The organism is Listeria booriae (assembly GCF_000766865.1).
GTDB lineage: Bacteria > Bacillota > Bacilli > Lactobacillales > Listeriaceae > Listeria_A > Listeria_A booriae.
Genome location: NZ_JNFA01000011.1, coordinates 296,414 through 310,631, shown reverse-complemented (window position 1 = coordinate 310,631; position 14,218 = coordinate 296,414). Strand labels below are relative to the sequence as shown.

Below are 14,218 nucleotides of genomic sequence, written 5' to 3'. Positions count from 1 at the left end.
ATAAAGTATAACAAAAAGCACGTCATAATCCCACCAAACCCTGATTACAGCACATAAAAATACGCTTTTTAACCTTTTAGATAAAAAGACTTCGTAATAAAAAATACACAAGAAACATAGGAAAAGCTGTAAAATTACCTTTTTTTATATTTTTATCCTGTTATTATTAGAAGTGCATTAACGATATACGTTTTTGAGCAACGAAATTAAGAACATTATTGATTTTTGTTCAATCGAAATGTTAAATAACGATCTTAAATGTTATGAAAAAGATCATTAATACGATTTTCAAACATGTAGCTACAATAAACTTACACATAGAAATAAACAAGAAATTCGCTTTCTTCTTGTTTTAATTTTGAAATGCTATGATGCTATGAGGAAAGAAGATATACAAATAACAACTAATTAATTAAAAAATCTAAAAATAACACCGTATGGAAGGGTGGATATCATGATTTCAGAAATAGAAGATCTCTATTCTATGGAAAACGTGGAGGTCGCATTTAATCAACAAAATCTAATTGAATTACTTCTCCAATCTCCACGAGTTGATTATGAGTATCGGAAGTTAAGAAAAAGAAGTAGCCTAGATCCAGTAAAAACAAATGAAGTTTATTTTTTATCAACGGGAGCAATTGTTACAGCACATGAAGAATTTCCAGTCGGAATAAAAAAAGACGGAGAATTCATCGGCTTAGATACAATTATTTTACAATCAGATAGCACCTATCACTATCACACACTTGTAGAATGCGAAGTCATCGTTTTTCGCAAAGAAGATGTTTTAATGGAGCTATTCAGCCATCAAGAAGGTTGGTTATTTTTAGTGTTAGAAATGCAAAAACAAAATAGATTACTCATTAACCGAAGCCTTTCCATGCGAGGAAATAGTATTTCGATACTGAGCGCCACATTCCTTGAACTTGCTTCACGATTCGGCATGAAACACAACGATGCATACATCCTACCAAGATATTTCAGCAAAAAATTCATCGCCGAGTATTCAGGCCTCAGCACAAGTTCCGTCACTAAAACCGAAGTTATCCTAAAGAAAGAAGGATTTATCGAGTTTTCAGATAAAGTTTACGTCGTTCATTTGAATAAATACCATTATTTAGAACCATTATTTTCTTAAAGAGGGGGCTGCCACCTATGGAGAAGTTAAACAATCCGATTGATTCAAGTTAAACCTCTTGAATTCAGTCCAAAAAATAGTTGCGCAACTATAATATACTATTAATTTAAAACAAGAGGAGGACATTTATTAATGTCAGCGAAAAGAAATTTTATCAAAAAAAGTGGAACAATTGCCTTAGCAACCGTATTGGTAGGGAGCTCGCTATTAAATACATTACCATTTAATGTATACGCAAGCGAAGCCGGAATAAAAGCCGCGGCGTTAAAAGCAGCTCCTGCGAATGCAACCGAAGTAGCAACGTACGATCAATTGAAAACAGCACTATTAAGCGCAAGCGTAACGGACATCAAACTGACTGCAGATATCGATGTAACATCAAGCTTCAACTTCACGTCAGCAAAAAATCTTTACGGTAACGGCCATACGATCAACATGAATGATTACAGAATCGGAATCGCAAAAGCAAGTTCTGTCAATCGTATTGAAGATCTAACCATTACAAATCAAGATATTTATCCGTTGTTCTGGTCAGAATATTCTGGCGTACAAGTCACTTACAAGAATGTAACTTCTAGCGGGGAACAATTCGTGTATAACAACGCTGGTACAACCATCTTAGAAGGCAACATCGAAGCAAGCTCTACACGAGAAGAAGTTTACCAAGGTACTACTTTCATCATTAGAAGTGGCGCAAATGTTAACTTCTCATCTACCTCTGGATGTCCTGCACTTCGCGTATACGGAAGCGTAACGCAAGAAGCGAATTCAGATTTTAAAGTAAATTCTAAAGATTATGCAATTTATGGTCATAACAGCAACACACAAATCTCTGTAGCAGGAAACATGGAATTATCAGCGACAGACGAACAAGCTATTTACACATCTGGTTCAGGTGGAAATATGGTTGTTAAATCAGGAGCTAAATTCAAAGCAACTTCAGGTGACACGGTTGAGGAAGCTGTCTCACTTACAAGTGGTAACTTAACGGTTGAGTCTGGTGCAGATTTCGTCGTTAACGCTTCAGGTAAACAAGGAGCTGTACAAACAGGTGGAAAATTAGTATTTGAGAACGGTTCGAACTTTGCAATTACAAACACGAATGACGTGGGATCTGTTTTTGCGAACTACGCGGGTTCTTCAACTAATATTACTATTAACTCTGATAAAGGCCTTTCTACTTGGGATTCAGGTTCAATCAACACAGAATTACCAACACACAACTACAATGACTTTACAACAGCAACTTTTGATTTGTCTGGATGGGATAAATCAAACTTAAGCCAAAAGAACTTGACTTCAAATAGCGCACAGTTCAAATCTCAATTCGTAAGTAAAACAACAGGGAAACTTTTCGGTGGTAGCTACGCGATGACACATATCGCTCAAACTACAATTGATGACCTTACAACAGATTCAACAAAAGTAACTGGTTCAGCAGAGCCAAACGCAACAATCACAATTAAAAACGCTGCAGGAGTAACATTAGGAACAGGTCGCGTAGGATCAGACGGTTACTACGAAGTTACTATTCCTAAACAAGCTGCTGGAACAGAAGTAACAGCAACAGCAACTTCTAACGGTATTTCATCTTCCGCAAAAACAACAGTTAAACAAGCGACTATTGCACAAACAACAATCGCAGCACTAACTACAGATTCAACAATCGCATCTGGAACAGCAGAACCAAATGCAGCCATTGAAATCCTAGCAAATGGTGAAGTTATCGGTAGTGGAACAGTAGGATCAGACGGTAAATACAACATTACCATTTCACAACAAGACGTTGGCACAAGAGTAACAGCAACCGTAACAAAAGGAACAGCTTCATCTTCCGCAACAACAACAGTTACACAAGGCTCCATTGCACAAACAACAATTGCAGGATTAACAACCAAATCAACTGCAGCTGAAGGAACAGCAGAACCTAATTCAACAATTGTAATCAAAAATGCCGCTGGAGATACTCTTGGTAGTGGTCGAGTAGGATCAGACGGCAAATACAGCATTACGATTCCAAAACAATCATTCGGCACAATTGTAACAGCAACAGCAACGAAAGATGGTAAAACATCAACGGCACAAACAACTGTTGTTCGTGGTGAAATTGCTGATACAACAATTAATAAAGTTACAACAGAAACTACTAACGTATCCGGAACAGCAGAACCAAATGCAACAATCGTATTAACAGATCAAGACGGTAATGTACTAAAATCTGGCCGTGTAGGATCAGATGGCGCTTATAGCATGACAATCGCTAAACAAGCAGAAGGTACAGTGATCACAGCAACAGCATCTGCAGATGGATTCACATCAACAGCATCAACAATTGTAGAGCGTGACGGTATCGACCAAACTACAATCGACGCTTTGACAACAGAATCTACAACTGTATCAGGAACAGCAGAACCAAATGCAACAATCGTTATAAAAGACCAAGCTGGTAACGAGCTAAAATCTGGCCGCGTAGGATCAGACGGCATTTACAGCCTTACTATTGCGAAACAAGCAGCAGGAACAGTTGTAACAGCAACAGCAACAAAAGATGGCAAAACATCTTCTGCACAAACAACTGTAGTAGACGATTCTATCCCAGCAGCTCCAACAGTAAATGAAGTTCTAGACACAGCTACAGTTGTATCTGGTAAAGCACTTCCAAACGCTGATGTAACAGTGAAAATTGGAAATGCAACATATACAGGTAAAGCTAACGCACAAGGTAACTACAGCATTACAATCGATAAACAAGTAGCAGGAACAGATATTTCAGTAACACAAAAGAACCCAATTAACAACCGTGTCAGCGCACCAAAAACAGTTAAAGTTAAAGACACAACACTAGGCGCACCAACTATTGCAACGGTTTCAGTTGGAGATACAACAGTTGAAGTTACTGGGGAACCAGGAGCTAAAATCAACTTAACATTACCAGGCGGTAGCACAATGTCAGCCGTAGCAAACGATGCAGGTAAAGCAGTATTCACTATTTCACCAGCAGCTAAAAACAATGACGAATTCTCAGCAACACAAACAGGAGCTAACGGTAAAGCAAGTCCATCAGCATCTGTAAAAGTTATTGCATCTGTTGTTAAAACAATCGTAATTAACGAAAACATCACTACTGCATTCACTGGAACAACACAACAATTCACAGCAACAACAACTCCAGAAGGCGAAGCAGTAACATGGTCAACATCAAACAGTAATTTTGCAACAGTAAACAAAACAACTGGTCTTGTAACATTCAAAGCACCAGGAACAGTAACAATCACAGCGAAACTTGCAGACGGAACAGCAGCAACTAAGAAAGTCGTTGTATCGAACGCAACTCCAGACGTTGTTGAAGCTCCAATCGTAGCAACTGATATTTATACAACAACAACATCTGTAAGCGGAACAGCAGTAGATGCAAGCCAAGTTATCGCTTATGTGAACGGTTTACAAATCGGTTCAGCAACTGTAGCAGCAAATGGTAGCTTCACAATGCCAATTCCAGCACAAGCAGCTAACCAAACAATCGCATTCGTAGCAGAAAACGCGAAGAAAACAGTAAGTCAACCAACAAACGTAACAGTAAAAGCAACAACAATCAAAATCAATGAAGACATCACTACTGCTTACACTGGAACAACAAAACAGTTTACTGCAACAACAACTCCAGCAGGACAAGACGTTGCATGGTCAACATCAAACAGTAACTTCGCAACAGTAAACAAAACAACTGGTCTTGTAACATTCAAAGCACCAGGAACAGTAACAATTACAGCAAAACTTGCAGACGGAACAGCAGCAACTAAGAAAATCGTTGTATCAAACCAAACGGTAGCAGCACCAGTTGTTAGCACAGTAGTTTACGACAATACAACATCTGCATCAGGAACAGCTCCAGCAGGAAAAGTAACAGCATACGTGAACGGTCTTCCAATCGGAACAGTAGCTGTAGCAGCAGACGGAACATTTAAAGTTAACTTCCCGAAACAACCTGCAGGTACAATCATTAACTTTGTTGCTGAAGACGCACAAGGAACTACAAGTGCACCAACAGCAGTAACAGTTAAAGGATCAACAGTTAAAATCAACGAAGATGTAACAGCTGGTCTAGTTGGAGACTCTACAACATTAACAGCAACATCAACACCAGCAGGACAAACTGTAACATGGTCAACATCAAGCGCAGCAATTGCAACAGTAAGTGCAGCAGGTGTTGTAGCATACACAGGTCCTGGAACAGTAACAATTACAGCAAAACTTGCAAACGGTGCAACAGCAACTAAAACTATCGTAGTATCCGATCTTCCACAACCAAAATTAAGTGACGTAAAAGCAACAGACACAGTGGTAAACGGGACAATCGATACAAGCAAATATGATGTAAAACAAATTCTAATCTTAGTAAATGGCGTAAACAAAACAATCGTTAACGTAACAGATGGTAAATTTAGCGCATCAATCGGCGTACAACCAACAGGTACAGTTATCGAAGCTCGCTATAAAGACAAAGACGGTAACTATTTAACAGCAGACAAATATGTTGGTAAAACAACCGTTAAATCAGCAGTTTCCGACAACATCAATGTGAACGACGTAAACTCACTTCAAAAAGTGGTAACTGGTAAATCTACTGTAGCAAACGCTCAAGTTCGTCTATTCGTAGATGGTGTCCAAAAACGTACGTCAACAACAGATGCAAACGGTAACTACTCATTTAGCTCAGGTTACCTAAAAGAAGGTCAAGTAGTGAAAGTAGAACTACGTGAAAATGGCGTAGTAACTGGAACAGCAGAAACCGTTGTTGTAAAAGCAACAGAAGAAATGGTATTAGACGATGTAACAACATCTGATCGTTTCATCACAGGTAAAGGAACTGAAAACACGCAATTCCGCCTAACTGTTAACGGCGTAACAAAAACAGTCGTAACAAGTGACGCAGATGGTCTGTTCAGCTTCTCTACTAAAGCACTTCCAGCAGGAACAGTAGTTAAAGTAGAAATGAAATCAGCAGGAACTTACTCTGTATCAGAAGAAACAACAGTTATCGCTGGCGAAGTATCCGACAATGACCTAACACTAGATCAAACAGATGTTGGCGATACAAAAGTAACAGGAACTACAAAACAACCAAGCACACAAGTACGTCTAAGCATCAATGGCTCAACGAAGAGCACAGCAACAACGAACGCATCTGGCGAATACACATTCACAGTACCAGCATTGAAAAAAGGCGACGTTGTTAAAGTAGAAATGAAAGTTGACGAAGTTTATGCTGTATCAAAACAAGTAACAACAGGTGACGGAAGCGGAAGCGACACACCAGACGCAACATTAAACGTTGACGCACTTTTAGACACAGCAACAACAGTAACAGGTAAAACAGAACCAAACAGCCAAGTACGCATCAGCTTAAACGACGTAACAAAATCTGTTGTAACATCAGACGACAATGGTAACTTCTCATACTACATCGGAACATTAGTAAAAGATGACGTAGTAAAAGTAGAACTATCTGTAAACGGCGCTTACTCTGTATCTAAAGAAGTAACAGTAACATCAGACGATGCAGCAAAAGCACTTACAGTTAACCCAGTTATTGCAGCAGACAAAAAAGTAACAGGAACAGCAACAGCAAGCGCATCATTACGTATCAGCTTGAATGGCGCAACAAAGAGCATCATTTCAGCAGATGCAGAAGGTAATTTTTCATACAACTTGAGCAAACTAGCAAAAGGTGACATCATCAAAGTTGAAATGAAAGTAAACAATGTATGGGCAGTAACAAAAGAAGTAACTGTTCAATAAGCTTGTAACACGTTAGTGACCCAGTCAGATGAACTCTGGCTGGCGTCACTAATATATTGTTAAAAAAATACAAATTTAATCAAAATGAAGGAGTTGCTCATGAAAAAGCAGGCCATTAAATATCTCGCAATACTTTTAGTATTTACAGTTTTCATCGCAGGGTGTGGTCAAACAAAAGACCAAGAAGTTAAAGCAAACAAAGATACCGTGTATAAACAAGGCCAAATAGTAAACGTTTCAGGTTTAAAAATCAATATGGAAAACGCGAAATTATTAGACGGTGACGGCAAAGAAAACGCTGTTGTCCAATTCAACATGAAAGTTACAAACGGAACTGCAGACGTAAGAAGTTTTACAAGTCTCAGTTTAGTTGTTAAAAATGAAGATGGTAAAGAGCTGGACATTTACCCAGCAGAGAATGTTGGAGCAGATATCAAAGCAGGCGATTCAATCTCAGGACCAGGCTTCTATAAAGTAAAAGGCAAAGGCCCATTCAAAGTAACCTACACAGATCCCGACACAAAAAAATCCGCCACATGGGAAGTTAAAATCGATAAATAAGAAACTAAGCGAAATGGAATGTGTAAAATGACAAACAAAACGAAAAATAACCGAAAAGTAGCGCAACAAGTTTTGATTATCGGTGCAGGGGTTGCAGGAATTATCGTCGCTAAGCAGCTCAAAGAACAGCCCGCTAACTTCACACCAATCGCATTTTTAGACGATGATACAAACAAGCACAAACAACACATTATTGATATTCCTGTTGTTGGGAGTATCGCAGCACTTGATAGCGTGATAGCAAGCCATCCTATTGATCTAGTAGTCTTAGCAATCCCGTCACTAAACGACGTAAAGAAAATGCAGTTCATAAAAAAATGCCGTGAGTTACAATTAAATCTACGTATTATAACAGGTGTGAACGATACGATGTTTCAAGAACAAGCCCATATTGATGTCACGATGGAGCAACTTCTTGGCCGCGAGCCGGTAAAATTGGATCAACACCAAGTAAGCGAACAAATTAAAGGAAGTACAGTGCTTGTCACAGGTGCAGGCGGTTCGATTGGTTCTGAAATTTGCCGTCAAGTGTGCTCACTCCAACCAGAAATGTTAATCCTACTAGGACACGGCGAAAATAGTATTTACGCAATCCACATGGAGTTGCGCAAAGCGTTTGGCGAACAAGTCCGAATTCAACCGGTCATCGCGGATATCCAAGATGCCAACCGAATCAACGAAATCATGACGAAATACCGACCAAATGTTGTATATCATGCCGCTGCCCATAAACATGTCCCATTAATGGAACAAAATCCACGAGAAGCTGTGAAAAACAACGTATTAGGCACACGAAATGTTGCTTTAGCTGCGGCCAAAAACTATGTTGAATCTTTCATCTTAGTTTCCTCTGATAAAGCCGTAAATCCCAATAACGTGATGGGTGCCACGAAGCGCATCGCTGAAATGACCGTCCAAATGATCGCGACACAAACCAATAGCCATTTTTCGATTGTGCGTTTTGGGAATGTATTAGGTAGTCGTGGTAGTGTCATCCCACTTTTTAAAGAACAGATTCGACAAGGTGGACCAGTGACGGTAACACATCCAGAAATGACGCGTTATTTCATGACGATTCCAGAAGCAGCAGGATTGGTAATTCAAGCAGGAGGCCTGCAACAAGGTAGCAAAATTTATGTGCTAGACATGGGTGAACCAATTAAAATTACAACGCTTGCCGAGAAATTAATTACAATGTCAGGTTTTACACTCCAAGAAATCAATATTGCATTTACTGGCATTCGTTCTGGAGACAAGCTTTACGAAGAGCTCATGAACGAAGGCGAAATGTACCCAGAACAAATTATTCCGAAAGTGCATATTGGCCGGCCGACGACGTTTTCTGCAGAATCTATTACCCATTTTATCGAAACTTTTAACCAGCTTGACGATGAGATATTAGTACAGACGATTTATGATTTAGTCGCTAAGAAAAAAGTGCTTAGCGTGAAGCAAAGTGAGGTCATTCCCCATGAAAACCTTATTCGCTCATGATCACCGTTTTTTTCAACAAGGAAGCACCATGTTATCTAAAAATGCCTTTGATGCGGCGGTTTGGGATCGATATTTAGAGCATACGGATGAATTAGTCGTTGTGGCACGCGTATTCGACCTTCCAACAGATGCGGATATTTCTAAATACGGGATATCAAGCGCGCCTCATGTGTCTTTTAAATACCTACCAGCTTCGCATCATTGGACAAATATGTTGCCATACAATCAAGCACAACAAAAAATGAACCAAGAAGTTTCCCAAGTGGATGCCGTCATTGCAAGATTACCATCGCGTATTGGGACAATGGCTGTGAAAGCTGCGAAAAAACTAGGCAAGCCGTATGCCATTGAAGTCGTTGGCGACCCAGTAGAAAGCTATCTCCACCACGGTTCTAAAACGTTAAAACTGCTCGCCAAACGCACAGGTAACAGGATGAAAGAAAACATTTCTTCATGCTCACACGTACTCTATGTGACGCAGCGGGACTTGCAAGAAAAGTACCCCACAACGGGTATGCAACGAAGCGCGTCCAACGTTGAAATTGACACGATTTCCGAACATATTGCAAGCGCTCGAGAAGCACGTATTCACACGCAACAAAACAAAATAGTGAAAATTGGGATAATTGCGACGTTAAATACGAACTATAAAGGCATCGATACAGCAATCGAAGCCATGCAATTACTTCAAAATAGCCATCCGCAAACACATCTTTATATTTTAGGTCCAGGAAATCCAGACAAATGGTTACAGCTCGCAGTGAATCATCATGTGGCAGAGGCTGTTACGTTTTGTGGAATTTTGCCCGCAGGAGAAGCCGTGTTGAACTGGCTGGATACGATGGATATTTACATTCAGCCGAGTCGAACAGAAGGCGTTCCAAGAGCACTTATCGAAGCGATGGCACGAGGTTGTGCAGCAGTTGGTTCGACCGCAGGCGGTATTCCTGAACTACTTTCCCCTGAATATATCCACGAAATAGGAAATGCACATGCGTTGGCAGACATACTATCCGACCTGATGCAACACCCCGAGAAACAAATCCAACAAAGCAAGCAGAACATCGCGATGGCAGCTAGTTACACCAAGCCAGTCCTGCAAAAGCGCCGCGCGGAATTATTTGCATCCTTTTTTGACACAGTAAAAAACAAAGAAAGGACACTATCATGACAAAAAAAATAATGGTGACTGGAGCCGCAGGATTTATCGGCTTTCATGTTAGCGCACGTTTATTAAAAGAAGGCTACATCGTGATTGGTGTCGATAATATCAATGATTATTATGATGTCCAGCTAAAACATAAAAGACTAGCTTTATTAGAACATCCGAATTTCACTTTTTACAAGCAAGATTTGGCACATAAAACGGCAATGGAGGGTATTTTTCAAGAGGAAAAGCCAGCGATTGTCATTAATCTAGCCGCTCAAGCAGGTGTGCGTTATAGTTTGGAGAATCCGGACGCTTATGTGCAATCCAATGTTGTTGGTTTCATGAATATTTTAGAAAACTGCCGACATCATGCGGTAGAACAACTCATTTATGCTTCCAGCAGTTCGGTATACGGTGCCAACCAAGCCATGCCGTTCTCGCCACACCAAAGCACAGAACACCCGCTATCGCTTTACGCGGCAACGAAAAAAGCGAATGAAATGATGGCCCACGCGTACAGTCATTTATTCGGCTTAAAAACAACGGGCTTACGATTCTTCACTGTTTACGGACCGTGGGGACGCCCAGATATGGCGTTATTCCAGTTCGCAGATGCGATTTTGAATGATAAGCCACTTCGTTTATTTAATAACGGCGACATGATTCGCGATTTTACGTTTGTCGATGATGTCGTGGAATCGATTTATCGCCTGACACTAACAGAACCTGTGCCAAATCAGGAATGGGACGCGATGCAACCTGACCCAGCAACAAGTAGCGCCCCGTATCAAATTTACAATATCGGCAATCATAGCCCGATTAATTTAATGAAATATGTCACGACATTAGAAGAGAAGCTTGGCAAAGTTGCAACGAAGGAAATGCTACCGATGCAACCCGGCGATGTTCAAAAAACACATGCAGATGTAGAAGACTTGATGAAAGCTGTGGACTTCAAACCAAGCACGACCATCGAACAAGGCATTAGCGCTTTTGTCGAATGGTATGTCACGTATCAGTCAGAAAACAAGCAGGGAGAGGTTTATAAATGATGGATTTAAAAATAGCAGTAGTCGGACTTGGGTATGTAGGATTACCCGTAGCCGCAGAATTCGGAAAAGAGTTGCCAGTCGTTGGCTTTGATATTTCCGACGCACGTATCGCGGAGCTAAAAAACAATTATGACCGCACAAATGAAGTAGACACAGCGACATTAGAAGCAACGACGATTGATTTTACATCGAATCCCGCTAAACTACAGGCTTCGAATTTTATCATTGTAGCGGTACCGACGCCAATCAATGGCAGTAACCAACCCGATTTGACGGCTTTGTTAAAAGCTTCGCAACTCGTCGGTGAAAATTTGACGAAAGGTGCGATTGTCGTTTTTGAATCGACGGTTTATCCAGGGGCTACAGAAGAAGAATGTGTGCCTGTTTTAGAACGCGCATCAGGTCTTACAGAAGGCAAAGATTTCTTTGTTGGCTACTCGCCAGAACGCATCAATCCGGGTGATAAAGTCCACACCTTTCGCACCATCACCAAAGTCGTCTCTGCCAACCACCCAGCAGCGCTTGACATCATCGCTAACACCTACGGCCGTGTCGTAGAAGCAGGTGTGCATCCTGTTGATTCTATCAAGGTCGCCGAAGCTGCGAAAGTTATTGAAAACACGCAACGCGATTTAAATATTGCACTTATGAACGAACTATCGATGCTTTTCCGCATTTTAGATATTGATACGGATCAAGTTTTGAAAGCGGCAGGTACGAAATGGAACTTCTTGAACTTCCGTCCAGGGCTTGTTGGTGGGCATTGTATCGGCGTTGACCCGTACTATTTAACACACAAAGCAGAAAGCGTAGGCTACACGCCGCAAATCATTTTGTCCGGTCGTCGCGTCAATGACAATGTCAGCAAATTCGTCGTATCGAACATCGTGAAAGAGCTTATTTGTAAAGGTATTGATTTAAAAGGCGCCAAAATTTCTGTGCTAGGCCTCACATTCAAAGAAAACGTGCCGGACTTACGGAATTCGAAGGTGTTTGATATTTTGGATGAGTTAGAACAGTATCAATTCGACATCCAAATCGCAGATCCGATGGCGGACCCAGAAGAAGCCAAAGCGGATTATGGTGTGGATTTGATTCCATATAACGAATTGGAACCTGCGGACTTGGTTATTTTAGCCGTCGCGCATGATGATTTCCAAGCGCATTTACCGGAGAAACATTATTTGCTGAAGCAAGATCAACCTGCTTTATTTGTAGATTTAAAACGGGTGTTTGATAAGAAAACAATGCCAGCGTCGATTCATTACTGGGGATTATAAGTCATGAAGCCAACACTCGTGTATGTCGTCACAGCCGCGCGTAGCATTAAATTATTAGACGGACAGTTGGCGTTCATGGCGCAGTATTATGACGTGCACCTCATCGCATCGAGCGGCGAACAAGCGCAAGACATTCCTGCCGACATCATGTTTCACGCTTTAGACATGGAACGGGAGATTTCCATTTGGAAGGACATGCGAGCTTTTGTTCAGATGCTACGTCTGATTCGTCGGCTAAGGCCAGCCATCATCAACTACGGCACACCGAAAGCGTCATTACTCGCCGGGATGGCAAGCTGGTTTTGGCGGGTACCAAAGCGCATTTACACGTTGCGAGGCCTGCGCCTAGAAACCATGACTGGGAAGAAACGCCAACTCCTCCTCACCATCGAAAAACTCATCAGCGCGTGCTCCCACCAAGTCCTCTGTATCAGCCCAAGTCTTCTTGAAAAAGCGGATGAACTACGCCTTGTCAAACCGGAAAAGCTCGCCATCGCGGGTGCGGGAAGCAGCAACGGAATGAATATGACGAAATTCGACGCCCAGCAACAGGCTAGCACACTGTCTCCTTTCCGAGAAGGCGCCCAAGTCATCGGCTTTGTGGGACGGCTCACCAAGGACAAAGGCATCGATGACCTCGTGCAAGCATTCCAACTCCTGACACCCGACTTTCCAAATGCAAAACTACTACTAGTCGGGCGTCTAGACGCAGATCATGGGTTAACGGAGCAAACGATTACGCAGATTCAAAACGACCCAGCGATTACGTTACTGGATTACCAACCAAACATCGCGCCGATTTATCACTGGATGGATATTTTTGTTTTTCCAACTTACCGCGAAGGCTTCGGTAATGTCGCGATGGAGGCTGCTTATAGCGAACTTCCCGTCATTACGACCAACGTGACGGGTGCGAAAGACACGATTATTCCAAACAAGACAGGATATCTCGTGCCGCCGAAGCAACCAGAAGCAATCCGCGTCGCAATCGCGAAACTACTGTGCAATCCAGATTTACGCCGCGAGATGGGAAGTGCAGGTCGAATGCGCATTATACATGACTTCCAACAAGAAACGGTATGGGAGGCCATTTTACAGCAGTATACAGGAATCAAAAAGGAGGAACAGACATGTACCAAGCTATCAAATCCAAAGCAGACATCGTGATTGCGAGCCTATTGCTTGTCCTACTAGCCCCCGTTTTCCTAGTCCTTGCGCTCCTCATCGCGTGCCTGAACGGACGCCCGATTATTTTCAAGCAAGTCCGCGTCGGCAAAGACGAGAAATTATTCACCATCTATAAATTTTGCACGATGAATCACGCCAAAGACGCGTCTGGCAATCTCTTACCTGACGCCCAGCGCCTAACGTTCTTCGGCAAACTATTACGCAAAACAAGTCTCGACGAACTTCCGCAACTTATCAATATTGTCCGAGGCGACATGGCTTTCGTTGGACCAAGACCATTACGTGAGGCATACTTGCCGCTTTACTCGGAGGAACAACGCAAGCGCCACAACGTCAAACCTGGCATCACCGGCTGGGCGCAAGTGAACGGACGCAACGCCATCAGTTGGGAACGCAAATTTTTCTTGGATGTCTATTACACTCATTATGCGAGCTTCCAATTTGATATGAAAATCATCGGGATGACGATTCAAAAAGTCCTGTTCGCCCATGGTGTGAGCCAAGAAGGGCATGTCACCGTCGAGCGATTTCAAGGGAATAAACAAACCATGTAAGA

The 14,218-nt window shown here is 41.7% G+C and carries 9 protein-coding genes; all 9 read left to right on the top strand.

Annotated features, from left to right (window positions below):
• Positions 1-454 precede the first annotated feature (454 nt).
• The 9 genes from EP57_RS04735 (at position 455) to EP57_RS04695 (ending at position 14,216) form a co-directional block, all read left to right on the top strand.
• Complete coding sequence (locus EP57_RS04735) at positions 455-1,138, top strand: Crp/Fnr family transcriptional regulator (protein ID WP_036084666.1); 684 nt, start codon at positions 455-457, stop codon at positions 1,136-1,138.
• Positions 1,139-1,270: 132 nt separating this feature from the next.
• Positions 1,271-6,937, top strand: coding sequence for an Ig-like domain-containing protein (locus EP57_RS04730; RefSeq protein ID WP_052167556.1), 5,667 nt, complete (start codon positions 1,271-1,273; stop codon positions 6,935-6,937).
• Positions 6,938-7,036: 99 nt separating this feature from the next.
• Positions 7,037-7,498, top strand: coding sequence for a hypothetical protein (locus EP57_RS04725; RefSeq protein WP_036084664.1), 462 nt, complete (start codon positions 7,037-7,039; stop codon positions 7,496-7,498).
• Between the two features lie 27 nt (positions 7,499-7,525).
• Positions 7,526-8,992 carry a polysaccharide biosynthesis protein gene (locus EP57_RS17270; RefSeq protein WP_052167555.1) on the top strand — a complete coding sequence of 489 codons (1,467 nt, stop codon included), beginning with the start codon at positions 7,526-7,528 and terminating at the stop codon, positions 8,990-8,992.
• Positions 8,970-10,163 carry a glycosyltransferase gene (locus EP57_RS04715; RefSeq protein ID WP_036084663.1) on the top strand — a complete coding sequence of 398 codons (1,194 nt, stop codon included), beginning with the start codon at positions 8,970-8,972 and terminating at the stop codon, positions 10,161-10,163. The genes EP57_RS17270 and EP57_RS04715 overlap by 23 nt, the downstream gene beginning before the upstream one ends.
• On the top strand, positions 10,160-11,194 hold the full coding sequence (locus tag EP57_RS04710; RefSeq protein ID WP_036084661.1) for an NAD-dependent epimerase: 1,035 nt from the start codon (positions 10,160-10,162) through the stop codon (positions 11,192-11,194). Before EP57_RS04715 ends, EP57_RS04710 begins: the two co-directional genes overlap by 4 nt.
• Positions 11,194-12,474 carry a nucleotide sugar dehydrogenase gene (locus EP57_RS04705; RefSeq protein WP_036085079.1) on the top strand — a complete coding sequence of 427 codons (1,281 nt, stop codon included), beginning with the start codon at positions 11,194-11,196 and terminating at the stop codon, positions 12,472-12,474. Before EP57_RS04710 ends, EP57_RS04705 begins: the two co-directional genes overlap by 1 nt.
• Before the next feature lie 3 nt (positions 12,475-12,477).
• A complete protein-coding gene (locus tag EP57_RS04700) occupies positions 12,478-13,641 on the top strand; it encodes a glycosyltransferase family 4 protein (protein WP_052167554.1) in 1,164 nt (387 codons plus the stop codon).
• The gene (locus EP57_RS04695) at positions 13,617-14,216 is read left to right on the top strand and encodes a sugar transferase (protein ID WP_277619745.1); all 600 of its coding nucleotides are present in this window, start codon (positions 13,617-13,619) and stop codon (positions 14,214-14,216) included. Before EP57_RS04700 ends, EP57_RS04695 begins: the two co-directional genes overlap by 25 nt.
• Positions 14,217-14,218: the final 2 nt, after the last annotated feature.